Raw genomic sequence first — 15187 nt, 5'->3', positions numbered from 1 at the left:
AACGGAGATTTATACCTTCGCGCAAAGCTACCTTCTCCATGTACCTCGCCGACAGAACGTGGCCGGAACTCGGAGACTACGTCGCGGAAGAATCGGTCGCTGTCGTCCCGCTGGGTTCGACCGAGCAACACGGTCCGCACCTCCCGCTGGCGACCGACCATCTCATCGCGGAAGCGCTGGCCCGCGAGGCCGCCGACCGCGGGGGCTACCTCTGCACGCCGACCGTCAACGTCGGCGTCAGTCCGCACCACAAGCAGTTCCACGGGACGATGTGGGTCGACCCGCCCGCGTTTCGGGACTACGTCGAGAGCTTCTCGCGGAACCTCTCTTACCACGGTATCGACCGAATCGTCTACGTCAACGCGCACGGCGGGAACATGGAACACCTGCGGGAGGTCGGTCGCCGACTGCGGGAGGACGAGGTGGCGTTCGCCGTCGAGTGGATGTGGGACGAGTCCATCCCGACGCTCGTCAGCGACCTCTTCGAACACAACGGGCCGCACGGCGGCCCGAAGGAGACGGCGATGATCATGCACATCGCGCCGGAACTCGTCCGCGAGGGGAAACTGGAAGACGCCCGGGACGGCGGACTGGTAGAGCTGTCCGACGGGGATCTCTTCGTTCACGGTGCTCGAAACTACTACGACGCCATCGACAACACGGAAAACGGCGTGCTCGGCGACCAGACCGATGCGACGCCGGAGAAGGGCGAGCGGTTGTTCGACGCCGCGACCGACCAACTCGTGAACCTGCTCGACTGGATAGACGAGAAACCCTTCCCCGACCTGATGGCGAAACCGCACGTCGACCCGCAACCGGGAAGTCGGCGGTCGTAGGTGTCGAGAGCGAGAGAAGCCAGGGATTATCGGACGATATCCGTCCGTCGGACGCGGTCGATTCAGTGAACCGAGCGCTCGTCGGATGTGTCGATACTCTCGATGGGTTCGCTGTTTCCGCGTTCGATGTCGGGGCCGTCCTCGTTCGGCGCGGCCCAGTCGCAGGCGTTCGCCAGCACGCGCTGGATATCGTCGTCGTGGTAGACGGGATACGTCTCGTGACCCGGTCGGAAGTAGAATACCCGCCCTCGGCCGCGCTGGTAACAGCACCCACTTCTGAACACCTCGCCGCCCTCGAACCACGAGTTGAAGACGAGCGTATCTGGTTCCGGAATGTCGAAGTGCTCGCCGTACATCTCGGCCTCGGGAAGTTCGATGTACTCGTCGATACCGTCGACGATAGGGTGTGCCGGGTTGGTCACCCACAGCCGCTCGGTCTCGGCGGCCTCGCGCCACTTCAGCCCGCAGGTCGTCCCCATCAGTTTCTTGAATATCTTCGAGAAGTGCGCCGAGTGGAGGACGAGCAGCCCCATCCCGTCAAGGACGCGTTCTTTCACCCGCCGCACCACCTCGTCTTCCACCTCATCGTGGGCGGCGTGGCCCCACCACGTCAGCACGTCCGTCCCGTCGAGAACCTCCTCGGATAGCCCGTGCTCCGGTTCGTCGAGGGTGGCCGTCCGCGTCTCGAAACCGCGGTCGGCGAGCGCATCCGCGATGATCGCGTGGATACCGTCGGGGTATATCTCCGCGACTTCGTCGTGGTTCCGCTCGTGGACGTACTCGTTCCAGACGGTGATCGTTTTCGACATGGCTACGTACTACCGCCGTGCGATTAAACCGTTTGACCAAGCGGCAAAACTCCACCTCCGACGGCGGTTCTCAAATCGCCTCGATGTCGCACGAAATCGGCGTCGACTCGAAACGAACGGTGGACTGAAACGCGTCGGTCGCGTTAGTGCAACAACGAATGTCCATCCACGCATCCGACGCCAACGAGTGTCCCGCCTGCGGTACCGAGTACGACCAACAGATCATCGTCGAACGCGGCGACCGGTGGGACGACCTCTTTCCGGGGTCGCCGCTCGATTTCTTCATCCGCTACCGGCGTCGATGCACCGCGCCGTACGACGTGGACGCGGACAGACAGTTGCCAGAACGCGAACGAGCAATCTACTTCCACGAGAAATAGCCGACCCGCCGTACGGTTCTTCTCGCGCCGTCCGATCGAGAAACTCGTCCAAACGCCTCGTCGGTTCTAGAATCCTTTAACAGCGAGGATGGTGTGCGATGACACATGTCAGCCCCTCCGTTCGATTACGGCCGCCACGACGACGGTCGCGGCGTGAACTACTGGCGCTACGACCCGGCATTGCGGAAGGAAGTGCGACGAGTCTACCCCGAAGACGAGTTCGAGTGGGCCGAAGACCGACTGGACGAGTTCGGTGCCATCATCGGCGACACCATCGCGGACAACGCGGACGTGATCGACGAACGCGGCCCCGAACTCTCCACGTACGACGAGCGCGGGAACGTCGAGAACGAGGTGTACTACCATCCCGCCCAGTACGAGAACGAGAAACTCACCTACGAGCGCGGCGTCGTCGCCGACGCCTTCCGGGCACCGCCAGGACGCGACGAACCGCTCGGTCTCGTCCACACGCTCACGATGCAGTTGCTCCTCTCCTACGTCGACGCCGGCTTCGTCTGCCCGGTCTCCATGACGGCGGGGGCCGCGCTCGTCCTGCGGAACCACGACGAGGAAGGCCATCTCGACGACTACTTCGAGGGGCTGACCAGCCGGAACCACGACGACATGATCGAGGGTGCGATGTTCCTCACCGAGGAACAGGGCGGCAGCGACGTGGGCACGAACGAGACCGTCGCCGAACCCGTCGGCGACCGGTCGGAGACGCGAACGTACGAACTCACCGGCGAGAAGTGGTTCTGTAGCAACATCGACGCGCAGGGAACTCTCGTGCTCGCGCGCCGCGCCGGTGCGCCGGAGGGGACGAAGGGTCTCTCGCTCTTCCTCGTCCCCCACGAGACGCAGGACGGCGAGTTGAACGACCAACTGTACCGACGCCTCAAAGACAAACTCGGTACCATCAGTGTCCCCACAGGCGAAGTCGAGTTCCGCGGGGCGGAGGGCTACCTCGTCGGCGAACCCGAGCAGGGGTTCAAGTACATGACGACGATGCTGAACTGGGAGCGCGTCACCAACGCCGTGGGCGCGGTCGGCATCGTGGGACGCGCGCTCTTGGAGAGCAAGGTTCAGGCCTCGAACCGCGAGGCGTTCGGTCGGCCGATTCGGGAGTATCCGCTGATGAAGCGCGACCTCGTGGAGATGACGGTGGACTACGAGGCGGCGCTGGCGTTCGCGCTGGAGGCCGGTCGTTGGCTCAACCGGTACGAGCGCGACCGCGACGATCGCGAGGCATTCCGCCTGATGCGGACGCTCACGCCGATCGCCAAGCTTCGAACCGCTCGCATGGCGGTCGAGAACGCCTCCTACGCGATGGAGATCCAAGGCGGAAACGGCTACGTCGCGGATTTCGTCACCCACCGACTCCTCCGCGACGCCCAAGTGCTCCCCATCTGGGAGGGAACGTCGAACGTCCTCTCGCTCGACCTCCTGCGAACCTTGGAGAAGGAGGACGCCCACGAGGCGCTCCTCCCGCTCGTCGAAGGATTCCTCGCCGACGCGGAGCATCCGTACCTCGAACCCCTCGCCGAAACCGTCTCCGAGGAGTTCGCCGCGTTACAGGAAGCCATGCTCACGCTGGCGACGGGGGACGACGAGTACGCGCAACACGAGGCCAAACGACTCGCGAACTACGTCTTCGACGTGGTGACAGCCAGCCTCCTGCTGGCGAATGCGCAGCGCGAACTCGACGAGGACGAGGACGCCCGGAAAGCGATCGTCACCGAGTGGTTCGTCCGCCACACGCTCACGTCGCCCCCCGCCCGCGGCATCGCCGACCTCGACGCTCCTCCGCTAGAGCACTTCGACGCCGTCGTTCGCCACGCGCAACTCGACCCGGCGACGCTCGGCGAACCCGCACCGGCCGACGACTGAGTTCGCCTGCCGGTGCCGTCGACCGCCCCGAAGCCGCGACTTCGAGGCGACTCACCCCTCGTACTCCGGAACGTTTTCGAGTTCGCTCGGGTCGACGTTCTCGAACGCGTCGCGGGCGATGACGCGCTTGTGAACCTCGTCGGCGCCGTCGACGATGCGGAATGCGCGGACGTTCTCGTAGAAGTCGGCGATGGGGAGGTCTTTCCCGATTCCGCTTCCGCCGCAAAGTTGGAGGCAGTCGTCGATGACGTCTTGGACGACGTTCGCCGTGAACACCTTCGCCATGGAGACGGGGACGCGAGCCTCGCCGCCGGCCTCTATCTCGCGGGCGGCGTGCCGAACCATCGTCCTCGCGGCATGCAGTCGCGTCTCGGCGTCGGCGACTCTGAAACGGGGGTTCTGCTTCTCGCTGATCGGCGTCCCGAACGCCTCGCGCTCGCTCGTGTACGCCTTCGCGACGTCGAGCGCGCGCTCGGCCATCCCCGAGAAGCGCATGCAGTGCGTGAGCCGGGCTGGACCGAGGCGCTGTTGCGCGTGTCTGAACCCCGCGTCGAGTTCGCCGAGGAGCGCGTCGTCGGGAACGCGGACGTTCTCGTACTTTATCTCGGCGTGCCCGGTACCGGTGAGACCGCCGCCGACGTGCGGGATATCCCGGACGATTTCGACGCCCGGCACGTCCGCGGGGACGAGGAAGAGCGAACACCCGCGGTAGGGATGGGCGTCGGGGTCGGTTCGCGCCATCACGATGAGCACGTCCGCTTCGTTTCCCTGCGTCGTCCACCACTTGTGGCCGTCGATGACCCACTCGTCGCCGTCCTTCTCGGCGGTCGTTCGAATCATCTTCGGGTCGGACCCCGCGCCCGGCGACGGTTCCGTCATTGAGAATCCCGACCGCGCCTCGCCGGCGACGAGTGGGCCGAGCCACGCTTCCTTCTGCGCTTCGGTTCCGAACTGCTCCAGGGTGTGCATGTTGCCCTCGTCGGGCGCGTCGACCCTGATGGCCGCCGGGCCGAGCAGACTGTGCCCGGCCGCTTCGAATACCGGAAGCATATCTCGATAGCTGAGTCCATAACCGCCGTACTCCTCGGGGAGGTGCGGGGCGTAGACCCCGTCGTCGCGGGCGGCGTCGCGCAGTTCTCGAATCGTCTCATCGTCGACTGGCCCGTTTCCGAGCGCCTCGCGCTCGACGGGAACCACGACCTCGTCGATGAACTCTCGCGTCCGCGCGGCGAACGATCTGGCTGTCTCGGAGTCGTCGTACTCCATACCGTCTACACTCTCCCACATTGTAAAAAGAGTAGCGCAGAACTGCCATTATCGTTAAGCTGCACCCATAAATACTCGTACAATGAACACGAATGGAGCGGTATGTCCGACTCGAATCAGGAGGAGTATTTCGACCGACTCGTCGACGAGGACGCGCTGGAGGCGTTTCTGACGGACGAACTCGGCTCGGCGGAGCCGTATGCGGTCGAACGCCACGCGGCGGGCCACTCGAACGAGACGCTGTTCGTCGAGTGGGGCGAGCGAACGCTTGTCGTCCGACGACCGCCACCTGGCGAGACAGCGGACACCGCCCACGACGTTCTCCGTGAGTTTCGCGTTGCGGACGCTCTCCAAGGAACCGAGGTGCCCGTTCCGAAGACAGTCGCGGCGTGCGAGAGCCACGACGTAATCGGGAGCAACTTCTACGTAATGGAACTGGTCGAGGGTGACGTGCTCCGCGAGGTGGAACCCGACCGGTTCGGTTCGCGGTCGCATCGCCAACGAATCGGCGAGGAACTCGTCGATACCCTCGCGTCCGTCCACAACGTCGAGTACGAGGCGGTCGGCCTCGGCGAGTTCGGCTATCCCGAGGGGTACACGGAGCGGCAGGTCGAACGCTGGGGTCAGCAATTAGCGTGGGCGTTCGAGCGCACCGTCGAGGAGCGCGCAGTTCCGGAACTGGAACGAGTCGGCGAGTGGCTCGAAGCGTCGACGCCGACGGAACATCCCCGGACGCTCGTTCACGGGGACTACAAACTCGACAACGTGATGTTCGGGCCGGAAACGCCGCCGGAACTGGTCGCGGTCTTCGACTGGGAGATGAGCACGCTCGGCGATCCCCGGGCGGACCTCGGCTGGATGCTCTCCTACTGGCGGGACGCGAAAGACCCCGGACCGGCCGTTCCGGAGCTGACGGCGACGTTCATGGAGCGCGACGGTTACCCGACCCGACGGGAACTCGTCGAACGCTACGAAGAACGGACGGGAATCGCCTTCGAACACGAGCGATTCTATCGGACGCTCGCGGTCTACAAGCTCGCCGCGCTCGGCGAGATGTTCTACCGGCGCTACTTGGAGGGGAACAGCGACGATTCGATGTACCCGCTCATGGAAGAGCGGGTGCCGGCGCTCGCCGAGCGCGCGGTTCGGATCATCGAAGGGGACGAACCGCTGTGAGCACCTACGCGAACGTCACCGTCGGCAGCGTCGACGAGTTCGGCAGCTACGAGGTCACGAAGGAGGAGATCGTCGAGTTCGCGCGACGGTACGACCCCCAGCCGTTCCATGTGGACGAGGAGGCGGCGGCGGAATCGATGTACGACGGATTGATCGCCAGCGGCTGGCACACCTGCGCGATGACGATGCGGTTACTCGTGGAGAACTCCGTCGAGGACGCTAGCCTCGGGTCGTCGGGTATCGACGAGATTCGGTTTCGTCGACCGGTGCGTCCGGGGGATATCCTCTCCGTTCGAACCGAAGTGACCGGAAAGCGACCGCTGGAGAGCGACCCGCGGCGAGGTCTGGTAACCTCTCGCGTCGAGACTTCGAATCAGGAAGACGATATCGTGCTCTCGATGGAAACCGCGATGTTCGTGCGTCGCGGCGAATGAATTCACCAATTGCTATCGAAATCCGACCTTGACTTTCCAGTGGTTTCTCTGAAAGGTATTTTCCTAACAACGTAATATCAAAAGTGAGGATTAATGTGGGACGGCGCGAACGAGTAGGTATGGGAGTCACCGACATCGAACGCGTCGCGGTGCTTGGCGCGGGCAACATGGGTCACGGCATCACCGAAGTTGTCGCCATGGCCGGGTATCCGGTCATGATGCGCGACATCGAGAACGACATCGTCGAGGACGGATACGAGAGCATCGAGTGGAGCCTCCGGAAGCTCGCGGAGAAAGACCGTCTCGACGAATCGCCGGAGGACATCCTCGGCCGCATCGAGACGACGGTCGACCTCGAAGCGGCAGTTTCGGACGCCGACTTCGTCATCGAGGCCGCGCCCGAACGACTCGACCTCAAACGGGATATCTTCGCGGAACTCGACGAACTCGCGCCGGACGGTGCGCTGCTCGCCTCGAACACGTCGTCGCTCTCCATCACGAAGATCGCCGAGGCGACCGACCGACCCGACCGCGTCGCCGGGATGCACTTTTTCAACCCGCCAGTGAAGATGGATCTCGTCGAGGTCATCTACGGAGCCGAGACCGACGACGAGACCGCCGAAATCGTCTACGAGTTCGTCGAGGCGGCGGGCAAGACGCCGATCTACGTCCGAAAGGACGTGAACGGGTTCGTCGTGAACTCCGTGCTCGGCCCGTTCGTGGACGAACCCGCGTGGATGGTCTCGAACGACGAGGCGACCGTCCGGCAGGCGGACGCCGCGATGGTTCACCGACGCGGCTACCCGATGGGGCCGTTCGAACTCGCCGACCTCACGGGACTCGACGTCGGCTACCACGTCCGGAAAGAGGCCGGGAGGGACATCCCACCCATCCTCCAGGAGAAGGTCGACGCGGAGGAACTCGGCCGAAAAACCGGCACCGGGTACTACGAGTACGAGGACGACGACGGCACAGATTACGCGCCCGAGGACGGGGAGGGATTCGACACCCTCCGCGTCGAAGCGCGGATGGTGAACGAGGCCGCGAAACTCGTCGGGGACGACGTGGCCACCCCCGAAGCGGTCGATACGGGAATGCGTCTCGGCACCGGTTTCCCCGAAGGTCCGTGCGGACGCGCGGACGAAACCGGACTCGACGTAGTGCTCTCGAAGTTGGAGGAACTCCGCGAGGAGACCGGCGAAGACCGCTTCGAACCCGCCGACCACCTCGTCGAACTCGTCGAAGCTGGGAAGACCGGGAGGGATTCAGGCGAGGGGTTCTACGAGTACTTGACCGACAGCGTCGGCGACTATCGATTCCTGAACTACGATCTCGACGATGGCCTCCTCACCGTCGAACTCGACCGTCCCGAGCGACTGAACGCGCTCTCGGGCGACCTCCTCGGCGAGATCGACCATCTCCTCACGAACGCGGACGCCGACGACGTTCGCTGCGTCCTGTTCGAAGGGGCGGGCGACCGGGCGTTCAGCGCGGGGGCCGACATCGGCGGCTTCGCGGACGCCACGCCGACCGACTTCATGGACGTGACGCCCACATTCGAGACCGTCAACGAGTTCGACCGCCCGACGATAGCGAAGATCGACGGCTTCTGTCTAGGCGCCGGCCTCGAACTGGCGCTCGCGTGCGACCTCCGGCTCGCCACCGAAGGCTCCGAGTTCGGCTCGCCGGAGATTGGACTCGGACTCATTCCGGGCGGCGGCGGAACGCAGCGTCTCCTCCGGATACTCGGGGAGACGCGGGCGAAGGAACTCGTCTTCCGCGGCAACCGAATCGGCGCCGAGCGAGCCGAGGAGTGGGGTCTCGTCAACCGCTGCGTTCCCGAGGACGAGTTCGAAGAGACCGTCGCGGAGTTCGTCGACGACATCCTCGAAGGACCGCCCATCGCGCTGAAGGTTGCGAAGACGGTGATGAACGAAGGTGGTGACGCCAGCCTCGACGCCGGGCTGGCGATGGAAAGTCAGGGCTTCGGGCTGCTCATGAGCACCGACGACGTCCGCGAGGGAACGGCGGCGTTCCGCGAGAAGCGCGACCCCGAGTTCGAAGGGCGCTAGTTCCGTCACTGTTACCCTGGCTCCGTCATTAGCGAGATGACGTAGCAGTACAACGCCCCCATCCGTTCGCTACGAATCACGTTTACTTGAGATGAGAAAAACAGCGAGGAGAGGACTTCAGAAGCTCCCAGGCATTCGCGGTCGCTTCAGCGACCAGGTAAACGCGAACGCCTAGCCCTTTTCAATCCACCCAGACGCACCGCAACCGCGACCGCCACGGCCACACCCTCCCCAACCGACTCCCGTCGTTCGTTGCGTTCACTTCGGTTGTCCCTCGCGCGATTGCCAGTCAGGCCCTCGGCCGAATTGGCCTCGGGCCTGCTGGCGCGTGCGCCAGCACGGTTTCTCCCTGTTCGTGAATCCCCTATTTCAGCGTGACGCGCGCTGGCGGGGCGGCGAGGACACGTCGTCCGAGCCGCCAGCGCCACAATTCGCGCAAGGGATGACCGGAACGACTGAAAGGAGTGGAGGGAATCGGCTGGGGAGGCATGTGGCTGATGCGGTTTGGGTGGGACTGAAAGGGGCCGTCCGCTCGCGTTCACGTGGTCGTCTCGGCGACTCCTCTCGGAGGAAGTGAGCGAAGCGAACCGACGAAGAGATGTCGCCGAGCGAGTCACGCGAACTGATGTGAGTGTGATTACGGAAGTCGCACGCCCGCGCAGGGAACCTACGACCGAGCAGGACCGTCTTTCGGTGCCGCGAGCGGACGGTGGGCTTTCTACACCGTAATCACGTTGCTGCTATCGTAAAAGCAAATTCGAAGCGGCGGGCGAAGCGTTCGACGACTGTCTCTCCAGCGTAGTACGAGTCACTCCGACGACAGAAGGAGAGTCGAATCGCGAACGCTCGTCGCGAACTTTCGTCGGAACCTCACTCCCCACCTTTCGGCAGGTGGTCGAACAGTTCCGAACTCGTTCCGAACTTCAACACGTTCGTCACAACACTGTTTCGGATGTTGTCCACGACCTTCCCGTGTTCCTTGTAGAACTCGTGAATCCACCGCGATTCGGCCTCTCGGGTCTGGAACATCATCACCGATTTCCACTGGTACTCGCCGTCCGAGAGGAAATAAAAGAGCGTATTCTCGTCGTTCTGGATGTACTCCATCGCATCCCGCCACCCCTCCGCGAAGTGCTCGGGGTTGAACTTGAACTCGAAGAGCGCGAAAATGAAGTAGGCCTCGTTCGGGATGACGGCCTCCCGGAAGACGCCGGCGTTCCGCATTTTCCGGATGGATTCGCTCACCGTCACGTGCGAAACGTCGATGTCGTACTTCTCGGCGAGAACCTCCGTGAGATTTCGAGAGGATATCTGCGGGTCGTGCGCCAATTCCTGTAGGATGGCGATATCCCGCTCTTTGAACTCCCAATCTGGTTCGTCCTCGGTCATACTGCGGTCTACGAAAGACATCGTTTTAGTTCCGTACGATGTTCGTCCGCTTTTCGCGCCATCGTTAGAACAGGCGGCCGGAGATGATGTTCTTCTGGATCTCGCTCGTCCCCTCGTAGATCTTCGTGATGCGGGCGTCGCGGTAGTACCGCTCGACCGGATGGTCGGTGACGAACCCAGCGCCGCCGTGCACCTGAATCGCTTCGTCGGCGACGTCGACCGCGTGTTCGGACGCGAAGAGCTTCGCCATGCTCGCAAAGCGAGTCGCCAAGTCGTCGTCCCCGGAATCGACGTGGGATGCCGCGCGGTAGGTGAGCGATCGGGCGGCTTCGACGTTCGTCGCCATCTCGGCGACCTTGTGACCAATGGCCTGATACTCCTTGATGAGTTGGCCGCCCTGCTCGCGCTCGTTTGCGTAGTCGATGGCCTCGTCGACGGCGGCCTGCGCGACCCCGACGGCCTGCGAGGCGACGCTCACCCGACCCGACGCGAAGAAATCCATGAGCTGATAGAACCCCTCGTCTTCCTCGCCGATGACGTTCTCGGTCGGGACGCGAACGTCGTTCAGGACGATTTCGGCGAGGTCGGACGCGCGGATGCCGAGCTTGTTGTCTATCTTCGTGGGTTCGAACCCGTCCGTATCGGTGGGGACGAGGATGGCGCTGATACCGCGGTGTGGCGGTTCCGCCTCGGGATCGGTCTTCGCCATGACGACGGCGACGTCCGCGACGGTGCCGTTCGTTATCCACATCTTGTTCCCGTTCAGGACGTACTCGTCGCCGTCCGTCTCCGCGACCGTCTCGATGCCGGCGACGTTCGAGCCGTGGCCGGGTTCGGAGATACAGCTACAGCACGCCGACTCGCCGCTGGCGATGCGCGCCAACCACTCCTCTTTCATCCACTCGTCGCCGAACTTCCGAATCATGTTCGAGCCGAACCCGCGGCTCCCGATGGCGCTCCCGATACCTCCGTCGGCGCGCCAGAGCTCCTCGGTGACGATGATGGACGAGAGGGTATCCATCCCCGCACCGCCATACTCAACGGGGATGCTCGGGGCGACGAAGTCGTACTCAGCAGCCTTCTCGACGAGTTCGTGAGGGTACGATTTTTCCTCGTCGTGTTCGCGCGCGACGGGTTCGATCTCGTTCTCGCCGAACTCGCGGACGGCCTTCCGGATGGCGCGGTGTTCGTCTGAGAGTTGGAAACTCATATGGCCACCTTTGCGTTCCATTGTTTAGTATTTTTCCGATATAGGAAACTAAGTTAACTGACGTTCCCGGTAGCGCCGGGCGAGCCCGTATTCCCTGAGAGGTGACGGAACTCGCGAGATACGTTTTTCCCTTCCGGGTTCGATGTGAGAGTATGCCCAACAAATCGCTCTCCGCCCTCGAATCGCAGGTCGGACAGACCAATCGAACCGTCGATGGGTTTCAGGTGGAAGCCGGGAAGGTGGACGAGTTCGCACGGGCGATTCACGACTCGAGTCGAATATACCGCGGCCGGCAGACCGCTCGTGCGGCCGGCCACCACTCGCTTCCCGCGCCGCCAACATTCACCCGGTCGTCGTTCTTCCCTCGGTACCGCCCGCCAGGCGTCGACCACGACTTCGGCTTCGACCTCGGATTCCGCCGCGAATACGTGCTCCACGGCGAACAGCGGTTCCGGTACGAGCGTCCGCTGCACGTCGACGACGAACTCTACGGCGAGACGACGCTCGAAGACGTGTACCAACGCGAGGGACGAGGCGGTGGTGCGATGACGTTCGCCGTCCTCAGAACTGACTTCTACGACGCCGACAGCGACGACCTCGTCCAGTCGGCGTGGAACACCCGCATCGAGACCGACGGCGCACCGGCGGAGGAAAGCGACCCACCGAGCGGCGAAATCGAGGCCCCGAAGGACGCAGACTCCGCCGAAGACGCCGCCGATCTCGCGGTTGGTGCTGTCGGTTCAACGGTCGAAACGCCGCCGCTAGAACGCCGCGATTTCGTCCGGTACGCCGGGGCGAGCGGCGACTTCAACCCCGTCCACTACGACGAACCATACGCGACTGACGCCGGGCACCCGAGCGTCTTCGCCCAAGGGATGTTCAGCGCAGGCGTCGCGTCCCGCCTCCTCCGGGAGTGGTTCGGACTCCGCGGACTCGAATCTTACCGAACGCGGTTCACGGCGCGCGCCTTTCCGGGCGATGCCCTCTCCGCGCGCGCCAGAGTTCGAGAGGTTGCGGACGCGAGCGACGACGGTGCGGACGAGCACGACGGTCGGCGCGTGACCGTCGTGCTCGAAGTCGTCGCGGACGACGGTCGAAAAATCGTCGACGGTGACGCGACCGCGGTCGTCTGATTACTCGCCGAGGTAGGCGGTTCTGATGTACTCGTCCCCGCGAAGCGTCTTGGGGTCGCCCTCTCGCTCCACCTTTCCGTTCTCCAGAAGGTACACGCGATCCGCGTGGTTCATCGTGAACGTCACATTCTGTTCGGCGAGCAACACGGTCACTCCGGCGTCCCGAATCTCGTCGAGACCGTCGCTGATGTCGCCGAGGATGACGGGTGCGAGTCCGAGCGTCGGTTCGTCCAAGAGGAGGACGTCCGGATCGCCCATGAGCGCCCGGCCGATGGCAAGCATCTGCTGTTCGCCGCCGCTCATCGTCCGGGCGTTCTGGTCGGCGCGTTCCTCGAGCACGGGAAAGAGGTCGTAGACGAACGCGAGACGGTCTTCGACGCCGTCGTGGTGACGGTACGCGCCGAGTTCGAGGTTGTCCTCGACCGAAAGATGCCCGAAGAGGTCGCGGCTCTCCGCGCAGTGGACCAACCCATCAGCGACGAGGTCGGCGGGATGGTGGCCGGCGACTTCTCGGTCTCGATAGGCGACGCGTCCCTCGTAGTCGTGGAACCCGGAGATCGTCTCGACGAGCGTCGTCTTCCCCGCGCCGTTCGGGCCGATGACGCCGACAATTTCGCCGTCGTCGACGTGCGCGGAGATTCCCCGGAGCGCGGCGACCTCGCCGTACGACACGCGAACGTCCTCGACCGTTATCAGGTCTGTCATAGATCCGCCCTCCCGAGGTAGGCTTCCTGAACCGTCTCGTTCTCGCGTATCGCCGCGGGCGACCCCTCGGCTATCTTCGACCCGAACTGGATGACGACGGCGCGGTCGATGAGCGAGAGCAGTCCTCGCATGTTGTGATCGACGACGACGAGCGTCACGCCCTCGTCCCGGAGCGAGCGAAGGAGGTCGGACAGTTCGGCCACTTCTCCGCTCGAGAGTCCGGCAAACGGCTCGTCCACGAGGAGGAGGTCGGGGTCGGTTGCCAGCGCGCGGGCGAGTTCGAGGCGGAGAAGTCCCGCGTGCGGCAGCTCGTCCGGCGAACTGTCGGCGCGGTCGCCGAGTCCGACGCGCTCGCAGATGTCGGTCGCGCGCGAGAGTGTCTCGCCGCGCAGTCCCGAGAGCGAGAGGATGCGGTCGGGAGTGAGCGCGATTGCGACGTTCTGGCGAACCGTTCTGTCGCGGAGCGGCCGGAACGACTGGAACGTTCGCGCCATCCCGCGCTTGACCATCTCGTAGGCGGGTTCGCCCGTGACGTTCTCGCCGCGATACCAGACGGTTCCCGACGTCGGCGGGTACGCCCCGGTGACGCAGTTGAACGTCGTCGACTTTCCGGCCCCGTTCGGCCCGATGAACCCGAGTATCTCGCCCTCCTCCACGGCGAACGAGAGGTCGTCGACCGCGGTGAGACCTCCGAACTCCTTCCGGAGGTCGTCGAGGACGAGGATGCCGTCCGACGGGTCGCGCTCACCGCTCACGGTCGTCACCTCCGATTCGGTCGACCGTCTCTCGGTAGGCGTCGAGAACCCGCTCTACCGGCGTCCGGCCGCCGTCGGCGACCGGTTCCGGGTTCTCCACGACGACGCTCCGACCCCGTTCGATGCCCCAGCGGAGGAGTCCGCCGGGCAGGAAAAACAGGAGCGCGAGCGTGACGAGTGAGAACAACAGGAGGTCGAGGGAGGCGACCTGAACGTTCAAAATCGGAACGGTCGCGCTCACGTCCGAGAGCCACTCCCGGAAGAGGCTGAAGAACAGGCCGCCGACCGCCGCACCCGTGATGGTTCCCATCCCGCCGACGATGGTGGCGATGATGACCTCAATGCTGACGGACATCACGAGCAGTTGGCTGGGTTGGGGTTTGCCGACCGTGTGCACGAAGACCGCGCCCGCGAGACCGCCGACCGCTGCGGAGAGCACGAACGCGAATATCTTGAATTTCGCCGGGTTGATGCCCGCGGCCGCGACCGCCTCCTCGTCCTCCCGGATGGCCGTGAAGACCGACCCGGCGTCCGAGCGCGTCACCGCGAGCAAGACGCCAAGGATGGCGACGAACAGCGCGAACGCGACGTAGTAGTCCGTCATCGTCTGCGCCGTGAAGCCCGACACCGGGACGAGCGGGTCGGGACTCGGAAGCCCGAGTTCCCCGCCGAACGTGTCGCTGAACACGATGAACAGTTGGAGCAGAATGAGGGGTGCGACGAGCGTGATGAGCGAGAGGTACGGTCCTTCGAGACGGAGCGCCGGAACGCCGATGAGAACGCCCGCGAGCGCCGCGGCTACCGTTCCGAGAAGTATCGCCGCGACCGGCGGAACGCCGAGTTCGAGGTTTAACAGCGCGGAGCCGTAGCCGCCCACCGCGAAGAACAGCGCGTGGCCGAAGCTGATCTGGCCCGTGTAGCCGGAGACGGCGTCCCAGCTCATCGCGAACATGGCGAAAAAGAGCGCGACGGTGAGCGTGACGACGGCAAGGATGCCACGACCGCGACCGAGGACGGCCGGGAGCAGGAGCGGCGCGAGCGCGAGAACGACGAGCCCCGCCAGTCCGAGTTTGTACCGCGGCGCGAGCGAGACGACGGAACGAGGGTTCCACGGGTCGACGTCTTCGCTCATCGA

Annotated in this window: 15 protein-coding genes; 8 read left to right on the top strand and 7 right to left on the bottom strand. The window is 64.3% G+C overall.

What is annotated here, in order from left to right; all coding sequences use genetic code 11:
* The first annotated feature begins 38 nt into the window (after positions 1–38).
* Positions 39–836, top strand: coding sequence for a creatininase family protein (locus LIW51_RS22785; protein WP_227377375.1), 798 nt, complete (start codon positions 39–41; stop codon positions 834–836).
* Positions 837–898: 62 nt separating this feature from the next.
* Here the strand turns inward: LIW51_RS22785 and LIW51_RS22780 are convergent, their stop codons facing one another.
* On the bottom strand, positions 899–1645 hold the full coding sequence (locus tag LIW51_RS22780) for a ThuA domain-containing protein (RefSeq protein ID WP_227377374.1): 747 nt from the start codon (positions 1643–1645) through the stop codon (positions 899–901).
* 158 nt (positions 1646–1803) lie between these two features.
* Here LIW51_RS22780 and LIW51_RS22775 point away from each other — a divergent pair, with 158 nt between their 5' ends.
* Both LIW51_RS22775 and LIW51_RS22770 read left to right on the top strand, forming a co-directional pair.
* A complete protein-coding gene (locus tag LIW51_RS22775) occupies positions 1804–2025 on the top strand; it encodes a hypothetical protein (RefSeq protein ID WP_227377373.1) in 222 nt (73 codons plus the stop codon).
* Positions 2026–2130: 105 nt separating this feature from the next.
* Entirely contained in the window at positions 2131–3912 is a 1782-nt protein-coding gene (locus LIW51_RS22770) for an acyl-CoA dehydrogenase family protein (RefSeq protein WP_227377372.1), read from the top strand.
* A 51-nt stretch (positions 3913–3963) separates the two neighbouring features.
* Here LIW51_RS22770 and LIW51_RS22765 read toward each other — a convergent pair whose 3' ends face one another.
* Positions 3964–5178: an acyl-CoA dehydrogenase family protein gene (locus LIW51_RS22765; RefSeq protein WP_227377371.1), complete on the bottom strand. Its 1215-nt coding sequence runs from the start codon at positions 5176–5178 to the stop codon at positions 3964–3966.
* A gap of 102 nt (positions 5179–5280) precedes the next feature.
* Between LIW51_RS22765 and LIW51_RS22760 the strand changes: the two genes are divergently transcribed.
* From LIW51_RS22760 to LIW51_RS22745, 4 genes are all read left to right on the top strand, one after another.
* A complete protein-coding gene (locus LIW51_RS22760; protein ID WP_227377370.1) occupies positions 5281–6354 on the top strand; it encodes a phosphotransferase family protein in 1074 nt (357 codons plus the stop codon).
* A complete protein-coding gene (locus LIW51_RS22755) occupies positions 6351–6788 on the top strand; it encodes a MaoC family dehydratase (protein WP_227377369.1) in 438 nt (145 codons plus the stop codon). Before LIW51_RS22760 ends, LIW51_RS22755 begins: the two co-directional genes overlap by 4 nt.
* A gap of 119 nt (positions 6789–6907) precedes the next feature.
* Positions 6908–8860, top strand: coding sequence for a 3-hydroxyacyl-CoA dehydrogenase/enoyl-CoA hydratase family protein (locus tag LIW51_RS22750; protein WP_227377368.1), 1953 nt, complete (start codon positions 6908–6910; stop codon positions 8858–8860).
* Between the two features lie 504 nt (positions 8861–9364).
* Positions 9365–9589 carry a hypothetical protein gene (locus tag LIW51_RS22745; RefSeq protein WP_227377367.1) on the top strand — a complete coding sequence of 75 codons (225 nt, stop codon included), beginning with the start codon at positions 9365–9367 and terminating at the stop codon, positions 9587–9589.
* Positions 9590–9730: 141 nt separating this feature from the next.
* On the opposite strand, the gene LIW51_RS22740 is transcribed toward LIW51_RS22745, so the two are convergent.
* Positions 9731–10249, bottom strand: a complete 519-nt coding sequence (locus LIW51_RS22740; protein ID WP_227377366.1) for an Lrp/AsnC family transcriptional regulator — start codon at positions 10247–10249, stop codon at positions 9731–9733.
* A 64-nt stretch (positions 10250–10313) separates the two neighbouring features.
* Entirely contained in the window at positions 10314–11459 is a 1146-nt protein-coding gene (locus LIW51_RS22735) for an acyl-CoA dehydrogenase family protein (protein ID WP_227377365.1), read from the bottom strand.
* Between the two features lie 152 nt (positions 11460–11611).
* On the opposite strand from LIW51_RS22735, the gene LIW51_RS22730 reads away from it, so the two are divergent.
* On the top strand, positions 11612–12592 hold the full coding sequence (locus tag LIW51_RS22730; protein WP_227377364.1) for an FAS1-like dehydratase domain-containing protein: 981 nt from the start codon (positions 11612–11614) through the stop codon (positions 12590–12592).
* Here the strand turns inward: LIW51_RS22730 and LIW51_RS22725 are convergent, their stop codons facing one another.
* Genes LIW51_RS22725 through LIW51_RS22715 form a run of 3 tightly spaced genes read right to left on the bottom strand, consistent with a single transcriptional unit; the run spans position 12593 to position 15184 of the window.
* Positions 12593–13297 (bottom strand): ABC transporter ATP-binding protein, encoded by a 705-nt coding sequence (locus LIW51_RS22725; protein WP_227377363.1) that lies wholly within the window; start codon positions 13295–13297, stop codon positions 12593–12595.
* Positions 13294–14052: an ABC transporter ATP-binding protein gene (locus LIW51_RS22720; RefSeq protein ID WP_227377362.1), complete on the bottom strand. Its 759-nt coding sequence runs from the start codon at positions 14050–14052 to the stop codon at positions 13294–13296. Before LIW51_RS22720 ends, LIW51_RS22725 begins: the two co-directional genes overlap by 4 nt.
* The gene (locus LIW51_RS22715; protein ID WP_227377361.1) at positions 14042–15184 is read right to left on the bottom strand and encodes a branched-chain amino acid ABC transporter permease; all 1143 of its coding nucleotides are present in this window, start codon (positions 15182–15184) and stop codon (positions 14042–14044) included. The genes LIW51_RS22720 and LIW51_RS22715 overlap by 11 nt, the downstream gene beginning before the upstream one ends.
* Positions 15185–15187: the final 3 nt, after the last annotated feature.

It is taken from the genome of Haladaptatus halobius (assembly GCF_020618475.1).
Taxonomy (GTDB): Archaea; Halobacteriota; Halobacteria; order Halobacteriales; family Haladaptataceae; genus Haladaptatus; species Haladaptatus halobius.
The sequence above is the reverse complement of the archived record's forward strand: the minus strand, read 5'-3'. Positions and strand labels throughout refer to the sequence as shown.